The following is a 17,070-nucleotide window of genomic DNA, read 5'->3' as shown; positions in this document are numbered from 1 at the left end:
CCATCAATTAAAATGGCTATGCAAGAAAAAGATTTGAACACCGAAACCACCAATGGAACTACCGAAATGACAGACTATAACATAAATGCTGACGAAAATGCAGCAGGCACCACGCATTTAAGCGAGCCTGTTGCCGATGACTCAGCCATAGAAAAAGTACAGGCCGAGCTGGCAGAGCAAAAAGACAAATACCTGCGCCTGATGGCTGAATTTGATAATTTTCGCCGCCGTACTGCCAAAGAACGGCTGGAGTTAATTCAAACCGCAGGTAAAGACGTAATAGCATCGCTGCTGGATGTGCTGGACGATTGTGACCGTGCAGAAAAACAGTTGCAGGCATCGGAAGATATCAGCCAGATTAAAGAAGGCATTCAACTGGTGTTTAACAAGCTTAGAACAAGCCTGCAGGCCAAAGGGGTTAAAGTAATGGAAAGCATTAACACAGATTTTGATGTTGAAAAACATGAAGCCATTACCGAAATACCCGCCCCAACAGAAGAATTGAAAGGCAAAGTGCTGGATGAAGTACAGAAGGGCTACTACCTGAACGACAAAATAATACGTTTTGCCAAAGTGGTGGTAGGAAAGTAATTGACTGATTTGCCAATGTGCTGATTTGCTAATGACAGTTACAAATCTTCACAAAGCAAACAGTAATACGTCAGCACATCAGTAATTTGAGCACATACACATTTATGACAAAAAAAGATTATTACGAAATTCTTGGTGTAAGCAAAACAGCCACGGCAGATGAGATAAAGAAAGCCTACCGTAAGGTGGCTATGCAGTTTCACCCCGACCGTAACCCAGGAGACAAACAGGCTGAAGAAAAATTTAAAGAAGCCGCCGAAGCCTACGAGGTGTTAAGCGATGCTGATAAACGCGCCAAGTACGACCGTTTTGGCCACCAGGCTTTTGCGCCAGGCAGCGGCGGTTTCAGCGGCAGCACCAATGTAAACATGGAAGATATCTTTAGCCAGTTTGGTGACATTTTTGGCGATGATATTTTCGGCAGCTTTTTTGGCGGCGGTGGCGGACGAAGGGGCGGCGGTGCTGGCCGTGCCCGCGGTGTACGTGGCAGCAACCTGCGTGTAAAGCTTAAACTTACTTATGAAGAGATAGCCAAAGGCGTTACCAAAAGCATTAAGGTTAAGAAATATGTTGGCTGTAATACCTGCGGCGGCAGCGGCGCCAAAGATAAAGGCAGTGTGCAAACCTGCAGTACCTGCGGTGGCAGCGGCCAGGTGCGTAAAGTTACCAGCACTTTTTTAGGCCAGATGCAAACGGTAACCACCTGCCCTACCTGTAACGGGGAAGGCACTACCATAACAGCCAAGTGCGGCAACTGTAAGGGCGAGGGCCGTGTGTATGGAGAAGAAACCGTAAGTATTGATATACCCGCCGGCGTACAGGAAGGCATGCAACTGAGCATGGGCGGCAAAGGCAATGCCGGCGAACGTGGGGGCGCACCAGGCGACCTTATCATTTTGATTGAAGAAGAACCGCACAAGGAGTTGCAGCGGGAAGGTCTGAATGTGGCTTATGAACTGCATATCTCTTTTTCCGACGCTGCCTTTGGTACGCAGGTAGAAGTACCCACCATTGACGGCCGTGCGAAAATTAAAATACCGGCCGGTACACAAAGCGGCAAAATATTCAGGCTGAAGGGCAAAGGTTTTCCGGAAGTGAACAGCTATTCCCGAGGTGACCAGTTGATACATGTAAACGTATGGACACCTCAAACCCTAACCAGCGAGGAAAAAGACATGTTGGAAAAGCTGGCTAAAAGCCCCAACTTTCAACCACAGCCGGGCAAAAGCGAAAAAAGCTTTTTTGATAAAGTGAAGGAAGCGTTTGGGTAAGTAACAAGAACAAGTACGGGTTACGAAGTACATGTAATATGTGGGATGTATGATGTGGCTGTTGCGTGAAGCGGTGGAGTACAAGAGTGCGACGCAAGGGACGCTCAATAATTGTTCCTGCTGCCGGGCTCATAAAATTAAACACCCGGAAGGGGGTTATAAAAACCAACTTTATTTACCAAATAATAAAGATAAACCACTCAGCAAAACATACTTTGTACTGTGTATATCGTACTTAGATCTTACCCCCGCTTTCGCTTTTTGCTGTAAATCTTCTTCGCCTTATCCATCATGCCAGCCAGCTCTGCTTCGGCCGCATTTTGCCGGTTGATATACTGGTTGGTAAACTTAAGCGCATCATCCCAGGTATAGGCTTTGGCAAAACCGGATTCGCGTAAAAGGTTGCCAAACATAATTAATGAAGTAGCCAGCTTTTCTGTATAACCAGCCTGGCTGCCGGGCTGGTTGTTAAAAACGGAGAATTCCTGTATGATAAGCCTATCGTTCAGATGCTTCCTGAAGCGCAGTTGCATGGTTGCTACAGGCTTGCTATTTAGCACCGCAGAGTCGCCCGCTGCATCCTGCGATGGAACTATTTCAAACACGCCCATTACTGTATGCCCGGAACCAACACTGCCACCTTCGGGCATGTTATCATCCTTTAACGCGTCGCTGCGGTTATTGTAGCCAATAAGCCTGTACTCTCTTACAAGCAAAGGGTTAAATTTCACGTTCAAAAAAGCATCATCGGCAACAGTGTAAATAGTTTTGGCAAACTCCTGTATCAACACTTTCTCAGCCTCCTGGTAATTATCTATGTAAGCAAAATTACCGTTGCCTTTTTTTGCCAGCGCCTCCAGCTTGCTGTCTTTGTAGTTGCCCATACCCACGCCCAGGCAGGTAAGGTAAATACCCGTTTGCTGTTGCCGTGTAATTAGTTTTTCCAGTTCTTCTTCTGTTGTTTGCCCTACGTTAAAGTCGCCATCGGTAGCAATAATTACCCGGTTATTGCCATTGCGGTTAAACGAGCGGCCCGCCAAAGCATAAGCGGTTTTAATAGCGGCTTCTCCCGGTGTATCTCCACCTGGGCTAAGGCGGTCAATAACATCGGTAATCTGTTTTTTATCCGCGCCAGATGTGGGCTGCAGCATAATACCCACACTGCCGCCATATACTACTATGGCAACGGTGTCCTGGCTGCGCAGGTTTTCAACCAGCAGTTTTAAACCAGCCTGTATCAGCGGCAGGCGGTTGGGCATATCCATAGAGCCGGATACGTCAATTAAAAAAACCAGGTTGGTGGGCGGCACTGTATCAAGATTAATCTTAGGCGCCTTCATCTGCACAAAAAGCAGCTTGTTCCGGCTGTTCCAGGGGGCAGGAAAAAGTTTGGCCCGGCACGCAAACCTTCCTTCGGTAACAGGCAGGTCGGTATCATCAAAATGAAAATAATTAAGCATTTCCTCAATGCGCACAGCATCGCAGGGCACTTTTTCATTCATGTTAATAAAGCGGCGTATGTTGCTGAACGAAGCCCTGTCTGTAGTAAGGGCGAAGCCGGTTTCAGCAAAGCGGTCCGCTTCAATAAAATCGTTTTCAACAAGGCGGGTATAGCTTTCATTAAAGCTATAGTCACGGTTGTTGTTGCCATCAAGCAGGTTTTTTGTAAATGAAGAAAGCTTATGCCGGGTAATGCTGGCACCAGCCTGCGTGGCCTTCATTACAAAAGACTGGTATTTGTTGGCTTCCACCCGTTTCCTTACCGGTTCGTAACCCTGTAGCTGCAAAAAAATGCTGTCGCTTTTAACCGTTAGCGGAATGCCGAATGTGCCGTAAGAACCCGTCTTGAAAGGATAAGTGCCCCTGGAAGAAAGATATATGTGTACATTGGATAATGACCTGCCCAGTTCGTCGTGCACCTCACCACGAAGATAATATTGGGGATAGCAGGCCGATATACAGCAACCCAGTATAGCAGCAAGCAGTAATTTTTTCAACCGGGTATAATTTGCTGTAAGTTAAGTGAAAGATTGAAATTGAACAGCAGAGATAAGAGGAATTTGGGGCTTTCAGTTTTCTGTTCTTTGTTGGTGCTGCAGTACCGGCTGTTCATTGCAACTCCGCCACAGCACCCAACGCACAGCCCCTCAGCGGGGTTTCCATTTCCATCCGGCAGCCATTAAGCTTTACCAATTCTTCCCGGCTTGCTGTTGCGGCTGTTGCAGCATCGTAATATGCATAGTGCCGGGGCTGTAATTGGTATAACCCGGCAGGCTTAGCTTAGTACAAGTATTGAAAATTGTTGCTCAAGGGTAAGAGAGTTTTCCAGCAACAGGTCAATTAAACCTTCGCCATATACTGCATAGAAACCGGCCAGGTTTTCAACCCTTTCCTGCAGGTTATTATTGGGAAAAAGCACTGCCTTTATTTTCTCTATCCGCTCTTTCTCTGTACCAAATTTTCTTTTTTCAGCACGCAGCATTTTCTTTTCCAGTTCTTCCAGCCGTTGCAGGGCTTTTTTGCGCAGCGCCATCACATGGTCGTGCAGGGATGCATCTATGTTTACGGCTACATCCATAATACCATCATACAATTCCCCCACCTTAGATAGCTGGCCGTTAAGACCAACAGGTTTATTGCTGCGCTGTGTAACAATCTTATTCATCAGCTCATGGTCATGCTCAAATAAATCCGCAAGGGTAATGCCTATGCTTTCCGTTTTCTTTTTCAGCTCTGCGGGTACCAGCAAAAATGAATTGCGTAATATCAACACGGGATAAGGCACTTCCGCAGCCTGGAATACCCCCTTCAGTTCCAGCCAGTAGGCAAGCTCCCCTCCCCCGCCGATAAAAGCGATGTTAGGCAGCAATGTTTCCTGCAGGGCGCCACGTAAAATAACATTGGGGCTAAACCTTTCCGGGTGTTGCCGCAGTTCTGCCAATATCTCCTGTTGGGTAAACGTAAGGCCAAGGTTATTAACGGCATAGTCATTGCCTTGCCGTTCTATGCGTTCCCTTTTGTCTTCCGTTAAATAAAAAAGGTTCAGCTCCCGGCCACCCGCCTGTACTTTGTACCCATGTTGCTCCAGTTGCTGCAGGGTTTGTGTAACTGCTTTGTAAGAAAACTGCTCTGTAAGTTCTTTTTCAATAACAGGTATGAATAATTCTTTCAGCTTAGCATTATCCGGCACCAGTATTACTAGGCCGTAATGACCAAACAGGTCATTAATCAACTCCAGCGAAGCCTGCTGAATGGTTTGTTTCTCCTTATATGCCTGCCTGAATTTTGCCGCTATTTCCTTACCGTAAGGCAACACCCCCAACTGGCCTTCCATTTCGGTAATAAGGCTCAAAAAAGGCTTGTCAATTTTCATTCTGCCAACAGCGCCGGTTTGCTTAGTTTGCCAGGTATATTTTTTACCATTGATGGTTATAGTGCCCAGTTCATCCAGGTCGGCATCTTCGCTACCCATGTAATACACAGGCACAAAATTGTAATCCGGCAGTTGCTGATGCAAACTGTCCGCCAATTGTATGGCATGCAGAATTTTATATACAAAATACAACGGGCCCGTAAATATGTTGGGTTGGTGCGCAGTGGTTACTGTATAGGTATTGTTTTGCAACAGCAGTTGCAGGTTTGCCTCCAGTTTTTCAGCAAGGGGCAGGCCATGGTACTGGCTGGTTAATTGCTGCATCAGCACATTGCGGTTGTACGCGATATGCTGCCTTTGTGCAATGGCATCTTTTATGCCCTGCAGATTGGGTGCATGGGTATAAAACTGTTGCAGGCCGGGCTGGCCAGAAAGGTAGTCTGTAACGGTTTTTGAAAAAAAACCCGTTTGGTTATATGCTATATGGCTACACACAACTTCCGCTGTTGGGGCGGAAGCTGTTATATGATTAGCACTGGTTTTTAAATTGTTGTTGTGGTGCATTACAAGCTTTGCAGGATTTTCATGGCAAATTAACACGATTATTTATACAGCTTTGCTACCATTTAACAATCTTTCACAAATCGAAAACATAGTTGTCTGTTGTAAAACATCCGTGGAATTGTAAACTGCAGCCTGTGCAGGGTAAACCGTATCTTTCCACAATTCGTGAAAACTTGTCGCACCTACGGCGCTCCTTTTGCATAGAATTTTCCTTACCTGCAAACATGCAGCACTACGAGGCATTGTTGTTCTATGTCCTGTTGCTACATGTTTCATGTCAGGCATGGCGCCTGGCAACAGTATCCTGCACTATCAAACAATTCAATCATCCGCAAGCGAAACCCAGTCGGCCGCAGTACCTGCTTTTTGCCTTAGTATAACATTTAACTGGGCTACATGGTGCTGCACGTGTCTTAAGTTGTAGAACAAAATTTCCAGTATGGTATAGTTCTCTACAATAGCCGGGCATAAGCCATGCAGGTTAATCTCGTCATCTTCAATCCAACGGCTGTTGAGTTTATCTGCAGCAGGCAGCGTTAGCAGGTTTTTACATTTCGCCCGTGCAACAGACAGGTAGTCCATAATTTCCTGCCTGCTATACAAACGGTTGGGTATTACATCATCCACGGCTTCGGGCGGTAATTTATCGGCATCCACCAGTGTAAATGGTAAAAGCGGGCTGAATTCACGAACCGGGATGGTAAGATAATAATCAAGAAAAATGGCAGTATGGCAGGCCAGGTAAAAGAACTTTTTTTCGTTTTGCCAAAGCTCATCCGGGCATAGTTCAACAGCGCTTTTCAACATGTCAATAGCCGCCCCGAAGTTTTTCCATAAACATTGCCTGAAAGCTTCCTGCATGGCTTATTATTTTAACCTTTCCAGCACCCCTTTGCGTTTTACAATATTCTTGTAGTCCCACTGAATATCACGGGCCTTGCCCAGCCAGCGCTTTAAGTCGCTTTTGTTTACCTGCTTTGCTTCTGTGTACCTGGCTTCAGCAGCTTTAAAGCTTCCTTCGGGCAGTAATGCCGGCTCATCAAAAGATTGCCCGCTCCAAAACAACAATCTTACACTATCCTTCAATTTACTATACCCAACTATGGGATTGCCCTCTAAAAACCAAACAGGGTGGCGGTGCCAGACTTTGTTTTCAGCCTCAGGCAAATGGCGGGAGATTTCCTTGTACAAAAGTTCGCAGATAGCCTTGTCATTCTCAGCAAGCGCTGCGTGATAGGCAATGACATCGTCATTCATGATAATTGTGTTTTATGGTTATTGCGCAGTAGCCGGCTGATTACCCGGGATACTAAACAAATACAACGGTAAAGCTGGCAATAAAACCGCTGGCAACATTGCCGGTAACGGACATAGTAAGCGCTTCATAACTTTTTTTATCACCTCTTAACTCAATGTCTTCATCCAGCGTAACAGGATTTTTTCCTTTGCCGTACAGCGGTGTGGCATACGCAGCCTCTTCCACCGTTTTAGGTATAAAAAAGTTGGTGGTTTGTTTTGTTACGTTCCCAACTTTTACCTTGCCATGTATATGCGTAAGCCTGCGGTTATACCAACCGGGAAAAATTGTTTGAAAACTGCACCTTCCGTTTGCATCTGTAGCCTGGTAACCCCTTAACCATTTCTGGCCCACTGTATTTTCCGCCGCTTCATCGCTGTACTTGCCCTCTTTATCGCAATGCCATATATCAACTATCGCGTTTGGGATAGGCTTGCAATGCACATCTTCTACTGTAAAAAGCAGCGTTAAGGGAATGCCAGTTCTGTCTTCGGCAATATTGCTGCGGTTAAGTTGCTCATCTATGTAAAAAGGCCCTTCAGGAACGGGCGGCGTTACATTAGCGCCGCAATCTGTAACAGCGGGCTGCTGGTTACCAGAACTGGTTGCTTTACAAGCGCTTAACAGCAACGGGATAGAAGTAGCCGTAATTGCAAGATTTTTTAAAAATTCATCCCTTTCCATGCGGTGTAGTTTTAGTAAAGAAAATAACCGGCAGCACAACTGCATTAGAGTGACAACCAGGTTAAATATATAATTAAAACCTGATTGTTAACCGGCAGGATGATTGCGAGCAGATAATTTACAAAAGCAAAAAAGTATTTAAAACAACACCCTGCCAGCAAAACAATCAGCGTGCTGCACCTTAGGGTGAGGGATTGCAGCGGTTACCCCGCTGAAGCCTTCGCCGCCCGGCCTTGTGGCGGAGTAATAGCGGAAAGCCCGGCCCCTTGCGATAGCTTGGGGACACCCCCTGCTATATTTGCTTTATCCTCAACCACTTCCCCCCAAACCGTACACAAGCTGTATCGAAACCGTACACCCGCACCAGTAAAATTTATTACAAATAATTGCCTGTCAGGCGCTAACAGCAATGGCATATTTTTATATTTGTTTTGCTGACTATTGCGATACATGAAAGATGAAAACCGTTTTTGGGCATTGATGGCAAGAAAGCTGTCTGGCGAAGCTTCGGAACAGGAATTGGCCGAACTGCAGGACTTGCTGCAACATAATCCGGCCTTTTCTGCTTCTATGGAGCTGATGGCGGCTGCATGGAAATCAGCCCCCGAAACCGCCATGCCCAATGACGAAGAAGCCGCAGCCAAACGTTTGCTGCAAAAAGCAAGGCAACAACAGCCCCCAATACCCACCAACCGCCCCGCCGAATTATACGAACCTATTGCCAAGCGCCGCCGTAAAAAAGATGGCCGCTTACATGCATGGCCCTGGTTTGGTTACGGCCGGATGAACAGCTATGTTAAAAGCGGCATACGCAACTTGCTGCGCAACAAAGGTTTTTCCTTCATCAATATTTTTGGGCTGGCTATTGGCATGGCCAGCGCCATACTGCTGCTTTTATGGATTGCCGGGGAACTTTCTGTTGACCAGTTTCACCAAAACAAAAGCCGTGTTTACCAGGTGTACAACAGGGCTAAAATAAATGGCAATACAGAAACCTGGGGTGCTACACCCATGGCTATGGCGCCTGTTTTACAAAAAAACTATCCACAGGTGCAGGATGTTGCAAGGATAAACTGGGTTGGCGCATTTGTACTATCTGCCGGGGATAAGCACCTGCAATGCGAAGGCTACCTGACTGACCCCGGTTTTTTCAACATTTTCAGTTTTCCCTTGCTGAAAGGTAATACCAGTACCGCATTAGCAGGCAGGCGCTCCATAGTGGTTACCGAGCAAATGGCTAAAAAATTATTTGGCAGTGAGGAAGCAATGGGCAAACAGGTAGCGGTTGACAGTACCACTTTTATTGTGTCAGGCATTTTAAAAGATTTGCCGCATAATACACAGTTTCATTTTGACTACCTGGTACCCTGGAGCTACACCAAAGAGGTTGGCTGGGAAAACCTTAGCTGGACCACCAACTCCATACGCACTTTTATACTTGTTAAAAACGGTGTAACGGAACAGGCGGCCAATAACGCGTTGCGCAATATTACCCGTGCCCATGCGCCAGAGCTGAACAATGAAATTTTTGTGCACCCGATGGCCAAATGGAACTTATGGTCAAGATTTGAAAATGGCAAAATTGTGGGCGGCAATATTGACGACGTGATACTCTTTGGCATGATTGCAGGCCTGCTATTGCTGGTGGCCTGTATTAATTACATGAACCTTAGTACAGCCCGCAGCATGAAGCGGGCTAAAGAAGTGGGCATACGCAAAGTGGCTGGCGCCGGTAAAACATCGCTGGTGCAGCAATTTATGCTGGAGTCTGTAATACTTTCCCTTATAGCCGGGGTTGCCGCCGTAGCCATTGCGCACCAATGCCTGCCCTTGTTTAACAAACTTACAGGTGCGCAACTGTATATGCCTTACACCAACCTGTATTTCTGGTTGCTGCTGGCGGCGTTTATATTGCTTACCGGCATTTTTGCGGGCAGCTATCCGTCGTTTTACCTGGCAGCTTACCAGCCTATTAATGTGCTAAAGGGCAATTTTAAGCATGTAGGTTCTATTTTTAACCCCCGCAAAGTACTGGTGGTGGTGCAGTTTAGTTTTGCCATTATTTTCATCATTTGCACCATTGTTATTTACCGCCAAATTGATTATGGCCGCAAACGGGACCTGGGTTTTGAAAAAGAAAACAGGCTGTTTGTTTACAATAAGGGCGATGTACAAAAGAATTTTCCATTAATACAACGAGAGCTGCTGGCAAGCGGCGCTGCCAGCCTGGTAACACGCACCAGCTCTCCCATTACAGATATCTGGAGTTGGGAGAGCAGCTATGAGTGGGAAGGAAAAAACGAAAGCTATAAGCCCATGTTTACCCGGTTTTCTACAGACAAAGATTTTACAAAAACCATGGGTATTAAGCTGTTGCAAGGCCGCAATATTGATATAGAAAAATACCCCACGGATACAATGGCCATAATGCTTAACGAGTCTGCCGCAAAAGTTATGGGTTTTACAAACCCCGTGGGCAAGCAGTTAAAAAGCCACGAAGGCACATGGCAGGTAGTAGGCGTAGTAAAAGATTTTAACCCCGGCAGGCCATATGAGCCTGTTTACCCCGCAGTAATACAGGGGCCCGGCAAGGCTTACAACTGGTTTGGAACAATAACGGTAAAGCTAAACCCAGGCCAATCCGTGCATGCAAGCCTGGAAAAGATAAGCGCCATATTTAAAAAGTATAACCCACAATACCCCTTTCAACGGTATTTTGTTGATGAAGCTTACGCCGAAAAATTCAGCGGCATACTTCACTTCGGCACATTTGCTGGGCTTTTTGCCGGGCTTACCATATTCATTTCCTGCCTGGGCATTTTTGCGCTGGCTGCCTACATGGCCGAAAACCGGGTAAGGGAAATTGGGGTACGCAAAGTGCTGGGCGCTTCTGTGGCTGCTATTACCACGCTGCTGTCAAAAGATTTTTTGCGGCCGGTACTTATTTCAGTTATCATCGCATCGCCTGTAGCCTGGTGGGTAATGCACAACTGGCTGCAAAATTTTTCTTACCGCACCAGTATAAGCTGGTGGATTTTCGCACTGGCAGGCGCAGCTTCCATTATTATCGCGTTAGTTACCGTTAGCTTCCATTCCATCCGTGCGGCCATGGCCAGCCCGGTAAAGAGCTTGCGTGTGGAGGGGTAGTGTAAAAGGCGAGTGGGAAGTGGTGAGTGGCGAGTGAGAAGCGGGTTATTAAACTACACTACATACAGCAATCCAGATACTTTTACACCGTACATCCCACATCGTACATCTTACATTCCCTTCACATCGTACATCCCACATCAAACATCTTACATAAAAAAGTACTTGGTACTTCCTAACTCGTACTTGGGGGTGTCCCCAAGCTATCGCAAGGGGTCGGGCTTTCCGCTACTACTCCGGCACAGAACCCCTGCTGCGATGGCTTCACCGGGGTAGCCGCTTCAATCCCTCACCCAAAGTGTAACAGGCTGTTTTTTTCGCAGGCAGGCCTTACATACATTTTTTTAATTCCGCAAATCAATACTTGCCATTAAATTCGCCGCAGAAAAGCTAAACCCTTATTTATGAAGAAAATTTACGTACCACTGCTGCTGGCAGTTATAAGTTTTACCTCATGCCAGAAAGAGATCAGTTGGGGCGATGATGTTATAACCGACGATGGCCCTATAGTTACCAACCCCTCCGACACTTACCAGCCACTGACAGCCGGCTCTACCTGGACATACCGCATGCACCAGACTTTTAAGTTTGACGATTCCATGTTTGAAGGGTTCGATTTTGCGTCGCTGGGTTTTGGCTCCATCGAAGAGTTTTTGGAAGCTTTTGGCTTTTCATCCATATCTTTTGATACCACTATTGAATATACTTCCAAATGCCTTGATAAAGACAGTACCATCAACAACAAAGTTTACCGTGCGGTGCAGGCTAATATGGGAGGTATTGAACGGATAGGCTATAACTGCCGCGTAAACGGCGACTATTACCAATACGGAAACTTAGTGAATGTAAGTACCGGGACAACAGATATAATCGGTCTTGAAATGCTTTACCTCAAAGATAATATGCCCGTAGGCACTTCATGGGATAAAACAGTATCCTTAAGCAACGGAGCCGTAACCAAAATGGTTTACAGCATTAAAAACAGAGGTTTAAGCAAAACAGTAAACAGTATTACTTACAAAGATGTTATACAGGTAGAAACAATTGCCACGCCCCAATTGCCTGCCGGTTCGCCGGAAATACCGGGTTTTGATATCAAATCTGTAACAAATAACTTTTTTGCCAAAAATATTGGGCTGATATATCAGGAGGCAAAAGACGGATTAGGCACCACATCTACAGTAGAATTGATAAAAGCTGAAATTAAGTAAAGGGGCACAGCTTATGTATACATACATAAAACAGCATCGCCTATCAAATAAGTGAGCCTTTACAGGGCTGCCTTCCATTTTTTAACCGCGGGTAAAACCCGCGGTCATTTTTTGTGCTTTATAGAAATAGAGCAAGCTCACGCTTGAATTATAATTTTTCAGGGCTATACTTTCTTAGGCGGCAAAGCAAACGCAACGGCTTCGTGTTCAAAATGTCCTTTGTGCGATCCATCGCAGAAGGGCTTGTTGGATGAAAGGCCGCAACGGCAGATGGAAATAATTTCCCTTCCACCAAGATCGTAGGGTGTGCCGTTCCTGTCAACTATTTCAAAATCGCCTTCCACTTTTAAAGAACCATTGTTGTTTACCGTAATTTTTGCCGCAGCCATGTGATATTTTTTAGTCGGCAAATCTAACCAATTGTAACATATAGCACCAGCTAAAAAGCATGGCAAGTGGTAACAAAAGTTTTGCTGTTTCACAAGCAGTATCAAACGCCAAACATTACTGCCAGATAACCGACATTATACCGCAAGCCGCTTTTACCAGCATTAACCCGTCAATGATAATCAGGTAATACAAAATGCTTTTACGGCGGTGCAGAGAATAGGCAACCAGCAACAACAAAAGGAAGGGGATACTGTTGATGATAACCCTGAAGAAAGCGAAGCTGTTGAAATAGGCAAACACAAGAAAAGCCAGCCACCCGGCCAGGCAGAGCGGTATAATAATGTAGAAAATTGTTTTACGCAGCCCAACACGCACCACAAAGGTCTTTAACCGTCGGTTATGGTCTGCGGCGTAATCCTTAATGTCGAACATAATGCAGAGTACGGTAATGAACATCCAGTTTTTAGCCAGCAACCATAGGCTGAATATAGAAACTTCGTACGCACTGAAGGATTGAATGTACTTGAAAACTACAGGATATATGGTTACCGCCCCGGCCCATACAAAGCCTATAACAAAAGGTTTCAGAAAACCATTTTTGCGCAGGTTGTAACGTTTGCTGCGTTTCCACGAAAGGCCGTAATACAATATCGCGGCCACCGGTACGGTAAGGATACCCAGCCAGTTAAGCAGTGATAGACGAAAAAGTCCCTGATAATACATTAACAGGTAATAAACAGCACCGGTAACGGTTACAATGGCGAGCACCACCTGTGAAATTTTTGCCTGCTGTTTATGCAAGCGGTACCATGCTGTTCTTGCATTAACGTTTTTTTCGCCGGATTCGCTTATGTATGCTTTAGTATAGTAGAATACCGTGGCCGTTGCAACCAACAAGTAATAAAACCAGGGATTTAAAGGAACGCCCATTTGCATGGATGCCTCTACAGATAAGGCCACAGCACAGGCGGCATAAAAATAGTTTCCAAAAAAAACAAGCTTGATGAATCTGCTAACCAATGTGCTTATTGAAGATTGAGTGAAGCAAAAGTAATGTAAACTGTTTGGGTGGAGAAGATGAATATAACTCTACATGTGCTTGAGCTACCATAAATACTTTCGCTGCATTTTTTTGCGCAAAACATACTCTACCCGGGGCTGAAAAGCTGCCCAAAGAACCAACCGATGAAAGGATTGCGACGAAGTCCCCATGAAATACTGTCGCTGGTAGCCAAAATTCGTGAATGGTGAATAGTCAATGGTGAATAAATGTCGTTTAGATAAGAACCCACATTGACTACCCATTTGTTAAAAGCGGGTTTAATTTTATTACCGGCAACTGCACCATACACCAGCTTTGTACTTTCATTTAATGAAGGCCAACACCTGCCAATGTATACTGCTGCTTTTATTAATCATACCAGGCAGTTTTTATGCTCAAAAAATTTCCGGCACTGTAACAGGCACAGATAATAAGCCGCTCGGCTTTTCTTCTGTAACCATAAAAGGAACAGGCGTGGGCGTATCGGCCAATGCACAGGGCACTTACGAGATTACAGTAAAACCCGGCACTTACCGCCTGTTGTGCCAGCGGATAGGCTACCGCACCGCAGAAAAAGAGGTGCAGGTAACAGGCAACACCAGGGTTGATTTTGTGCTGGAAATACAGCAATACCAACTGAATGATGTGGTGGTAAAATCCGGCGGCGAAGACCCGGCTTACGCCATTATAAGGCAGGCCATAAAAAAGCGCCCCGACTATGAGCATGAACTGAAAAAATTTACATGCAAAGTGTATATAAAAGGCCAGCTAAGGCTCCGGGATTTTCCTAAGAAATTCCTGGGCAAAGAGGTTGACTTTGAGGACGGCGATACCAGCAAAAAGAAAATTCTTTTCCTGTCTGAATCTTTTTCAACCTATGCAGTAAATGGTGATCAACAAAAGGTAGAAGTGTTATCCACCAAAGTTAGCGGCAGCAGCGATGGGTATGGTTTTGCCACGCCGCAGATTATTTCTTTTTACCAGAATAATGTACGTGTCGGTCGCAACTTAAATCCCCGCGGTTTTGTTTCGCCTATTGCAGACAATGCCCTAAATTTTTACCGCTATAAACTGGAGGGCACTTACTTTGAAGACAACCGGATGATTAACCGCATTAAGGTAACCGCCCGCCGTAAGTACGAACCTGTGTTTAACGGCTACATTAATATTATAGAAAATGAGTGGCGCATTGCCAGTGTTGAGCTTAGCGTGGACAAGGAGCAGCAGATGCAGTTTTTGGACACACTTAAAATTGAGCAGTTGTATGCGCCTTACCAGGGCACATGGCTTTTACAGCAACAGGTGGTGTACCCTTCTGTAAAATTCTTTGGCTTTGACGCGTACGGCAGCTTTGTACAGGTGCACAAAGATTTTAACCTGCAACCCGAATTTGAGCAGGGCTATTTTAATGACATTGTTGTTGACTACAAAGACAGCTCAAACAAAAAACCGCCGGCCTATTGGGATTCCATAAGGCCACTGCCCCTGCAGCAGGATGAAGCCGCGGATTACATAAAGAAAGACAGCCTGGAAAAACTGAAACAAAACCCGGCATACCTCGACTCCCTGGACCGTAAAAGAAATAAGCTTACAATCGCCGGCATACTGCTTACCGGCCAATCGTACAGCAGGGAAAAGGATAAGCTTAACATCAGTTTTCCTTCTGTTGTAAATATGCTTAACTACAACACGGTAGAAGGCGCCGTTATCAACTTTAGCCCTGCGCTTAATAAAACATTTGCAGACATTGGTAAAACCTTCTCCGTCTCTCCCACCCTGCGGTACGGCTTTAGCAACAGGCATTTCAACATGCACTTCAAAAGCAGTTACCAATATGGAAAAAAAGCCAGGCAGTCTGTCAGCATTTCCGGCGGCAAACAGGTATTGCAGTTTAATAACCTGCAGCCAATTACTGAAGTGGTTAACAGCATATCCACGCTTTTTTACGAACGCAATTATATGAAGCTGTACGAAGCCTGGTTTGGCAAACTGCAATACAGCAAAGAGCTGGGCAAAGGTTTTAATGCTACCATTGCCGCCGAATACCAGGACAGGCTGCCCCTCGAAAACACCAGCAGTTATAGCTGGAAAGATTATTCTGACAGGGCCTTTACACCCAACTACCCGCAGGCAGCAGGCGCCCCCATGCCGCGTAACCAGGCAGTAACGGCATCCGTTTTGTTACGGTGGGTGCCCGGCACCAAATATATCCGCCTGCCGGAAGCTACTTTTGGCATCGGCTCTAAATACCCTACGCTGGAATTATATTATAAACAGGCCTTCAACAATGTACTGGGCAGCGATGTGCAATACAGCCGCTGGAATTTCTCCATTTACGATGCCCTTAATATGAAGCTGGCAGGAAGAATAGATTACCGTTTTTCTGCCGGTGGCATTTTTAACAGCAGGCAGGTGTTTTTGCCAGACTACCAGCATTACGCCGATAACGAAACGGCAATAGCTTCAGTTTATCTCAACAGCTTTCAGCTAATGCCATATTACACTTACAGCAACACATCAACGTTTCAAAGTTCCGCACATATTGAGTACCATTTAAACGGTTTGCTTTCCAACAAAATCCCCTTACTTAAACAGTGGAACTGGTACTTTATTATCGGCGGTAATGCCTTGCATGTTGATAGCAGCCGCAAATACGCTGAAGTATTCTTCTCCATAGAAAACATATTGAAAGTAATACGGGTAGATTTTGTGCAGGCATTTCAAACAGGTAATAAACCAGGCTTCGGCATAAGGTTGGGTATTCCTGGCTTTTTAACAGGCGGCAGGGGTAACCAGTAGTTTTATGGGCCCGGCGGAAGGTAGTACTATGAGGCTTTACTTGCGTCGCACACTTGTGCGGTTGGATTCGCTGCGGAGCTTTTCCCGCATAGTAGCTTTTGTTTCTGCCGCCTTTGGCGTCAGCAACTTGAGAAAGAAAGTTCGTTCAATCAGCCATGCTAATTTCGCAATATAGAGGCAGGTGTAATAAGCGCATTATGCAACCTGTGTTCCGGAGGAACACTTTGTGGGTAGAACATTGCAGGGTGTCATCCTGCGTTCCGGAGGAACGCTTTGTGCTTGTATTAATGGGGATGAGCACAAAATGTTCCTCCGGGAAAGCTCAAACGAATCGTTACTTATCTCCTCCTTATAGATCTTACTAATAAGTGATTGACTTTTAAATAATTGCAACATTAATCACTTTTATAGCTTGGTAACTTTACAAAGAGTAGCAACAATTTATTCGACTAAAAATTCGACTAATTATGTTGTTTCCAATCAGACCAATTTGCAATGTCCGAAAAACCCGCAGAGACGGAACAAGCCTTATCCAGATTCAGTATTGTTACAGTTCAGACAAAAAAACACTGCTTAATACCGGTATAGCCATACCTCCCCGGTACTGGATAAAAAAACGCTTATCCATTTCTGACGACTTGCCAGCAATTTATGGCAACGTTATGAATTTAAATAGTGAACTCAAGCGAATGTTGCGCATT

Annotated in this window: 12 protein-coding genes; 5 read left to right on the top strand and 7 right to left on the bottom strand. The window is 45.4% G+C overall.

The features are described 5' to 3' along the window. The first annotated feature begins 18 nt into the window (after positions 1-18). On the top strand, positions 19-591 hold the full coding sequence (locus F0364_RS01485) for a nucleotide exchange factor GrpE (RefSeq protein WP_153795977.1): 573 nt from the start codon (positions 19-21) through the stop codon (positions 589-591). Between the two features lie 104 nt (positions 592-695). Further along, on the top strand, positions 696-1,862 hold the full coding sequence (dnaJ, locus tag F0364_RS01480; protein WP_153795976.1) for a molecular chaperone DnaJ: 1,167 nt from the start codon (positions 696-698) through the stop codon (positions 1,860-1,862). 242 nt (positions 1,863-2,104) lie between these two features. Here the strand turns inward: dnaJ and F0364_RS01475 are convergent, their stop codons facing one another. The 5 genes from F0364_RS01475 to F0364_RS01455 form a co-directional block, all read right to left on the bottom strand. Next, positions 2,105-3,859, bottom strand: coding sequence for a vWA domain-containing protein (locus tag F0364_RS01475; RefSeq protein WP_153795975.1), 1,755 nt, complete (start codon positions 3,857-3,859; stop codon positions 2,105-2,107). Positions 3,860-4,137: 278 nt separating this feature from the next. Then, positions 4,138-5,799: a bacillithiol biosynthesis cysteine-adding enzyme BshC gene (gene bshC / locus F0364_RS01470; protein ID WP_153795974.1), complete on the bottom strand. Its 1,662-nt coding sequence runs from the start codon at positions 5,797-5,799 to the stop codon at positions 4,138-4,140. A gap of 321 nt (positions 5,800-6,120) precedes the next feature. Continuing rightward, positions 6,121-6,660 carry a DinB family protein gene (locus F0364_RS01465; protein WP_207632462.1) on the bottom strand — a complete coding sequence of 180 codons (540 nt, stop codon included), beginning with the start codon at positions 6,658-6,660 and terminating at the stop codon, positions 6,121-6,123. A 6-nt stretch (positions 6,661-6,666) separates the two neighbouring features. Further along, positions 6,667-7,056, bottom strand: coding sequence for a DUF1801 domain-containing protein (locus tag F0364_RS01460; protein ID WP_153795973.1), 390 nt, complete (start codon positions 7,054-7,056; stop codon positions 6,667-6,669). A gap of 52 nt (positions 7,057-7,108) precedes the next feature. Beyond that, positions 7,109-7,780, bottom strand: coding sequence for a dioxygenase family protein (locus F0364_RS01455; RefSeq protein ID WP_207632461.1), 672 nt, complete (start codon positions 7,778-7,780; stop codon positions 7,109-7,111). Positions 7,781-8,230: 450 nt separating this feature from the next. On the opposite strand from F0364_RS01455, the gene F0364_RS01450 reads away from it, so the two are divergent. Further along, positions 8,231-10,927 carry an ABC transporter permease gene (locus tag F0364_RS01450; RefSeq protein ID WP_235920984.1) on the top strand — a complete coding sequence of 899 codons (2,697 nt, stop codon included), beginning with the start codon at positions 8,231-8,233 and terminating at the stop codon, positions 10,925-10,927. Positions 10,928-11,331: 404 nt separating this feature from the next. Further along, the gene (locus tag F0364_RS01445) at positions 11,332-12,138 is read left to right on the top strand and encodes a hypothetical protein (RefSeq protein WP_153795971.1); all 807 of its coding nucleotides are present in this window, start codon (positions 11,332-11,334) and stop codon (positions 12,136-12,138) included. Between the two features lie 164 nt (positions 12,139-12,302). On the opposite strand, the gene F0364_RS01440 is transcribed toward F0364_RS01445, so the two are convergent. Both F0364_RS01440 and F0364_RS01435 read right to left on the bottom strand, forming a co-directional pair. Beyond that, positions 12,303-12,527, bottom strand: coding sequence for a CDGSH iron-sulfur domain-containing protein (locus F0364_RS01440; protein ID WP_153795970.1), 225 nt, complete (start codon positions 12,525-12,527; stop codon positions 12,303-12,305). A gap of 115 nt (positions 12,528-12,642) precedes the next feature. Further along, positions 12,643-13,548: a UbiA prenyltransferase family protein gene (locus F0364_RS01435; protein ID WP_153795969.1), complete on the bottom strand. Its 906-nt coding sequence runs from the start codon at positions 13,546-13,548 to the stop codon at positions 12,643-12,645. A gap of 352 nt (positions 13,549-13,900) precedes the next feature. Here F0364_RS01435 and F0364_RS01430 point away from each other — a divergent pair, with 352 nt between their 5' ends. Continuing rightward, on the top strand, positions 13,901-16,369 hold the full coding sequence (locus F0364_RS01430; RefSeq protein WP_153795968.1) for a DUF5686 and carboxypeptidase regulatory-like domain-containing protein: 2,469 nt from the start codon (positions 13,901-13,903) through the stop codon (positions 16,367-16,369). The last annotated feature ends 701 nt before the right edge of the window (positions 16,370-17,070 follow it).

This window comes from Foetidibacter luteolus, from assembly GCF_009650435.1.
GTDB classification, from domain to species: Bacteria; Bacteroidota; Bacteroidia; order Chitinophagales; family Chitinophagaceae; genus Foetidibacter; species Foetidibacter luteolus.
The sequence above is the reverse complement of the archived record's forward strand: the minus strand, read 5'-3'. Positions and strand labels throughout refer to the sequence as shown.

Bases quoted from the DNA above. Each gene is read 5' to 3' on its own strand.
- F0364_RS01455 (WP_207632461.1), bottom strand. From the start codon at position 7,780: ATGGAAAGGGATGAATTTTTAAAAAATCTTGCAATTACGGCTACTTCT.
- F0364_RS01430 (WP_153795968.1), top strand. From the start codon at position 13,901: ATGAAGGCCAACACCTGCCAATGTATACTGCTGCTTTTATTAATCATA.
- bshC (WP_153795974.1), bottom strand. From the start codon at position 5,799: ATGCACCACAACAACAATTTAAAAACCAGTGCTAATCATATAACAGCT.
- F0364_RS01485 (WP_153795977.1), top strand. From the start codon at position 19: ATGCAAGAAAAAGATTTGAACACCGAAACCACCAATGGAACTACCGAA.
- dnaJ (WP_153795976.1), top strand. From the start codon at position 696: ATGACAAAAAAAGATTATTACGAAATTCTTGGTGTAAGCAAAACAGCC.
- F0364_RS01445 (WP_153795971.1), top strand. From the start codon at position 11,332: ATGAAGAAAATTTACGTACCACTGCTGCTGGCAGTTATAAGTTTTACC.
- F0364_RS01450 (WP_235920984.1), top strand. From the start codon at position 8,231: ATGAAAGATGAAAACCGTTTTTGGGCATTGATGGCAAGAAAGCTGTCT.
- F0364_RS01440 (WP_153795970.1), bottom strand. From the start codon at position 12,527: ATGGCTGCGGCAAAAATTACGGTAAACAACAATGGTTCTTTAAAAGTG.
- F0364_RS01465 (WP_207632462.1), bottom strand. From the start codon at position 6,660: ATGCAGGAAGCTTTCAGGCAATGTTTATGGAAAAACTTCGGGGCGGCT.
- F0364_RS01460 (WP_153795973.1), bottom strand. From the start codon at position 7,056: ATGAATGACGATGTCATTGCCTATCACGCAGCGCTTGCTGAGAATGAC.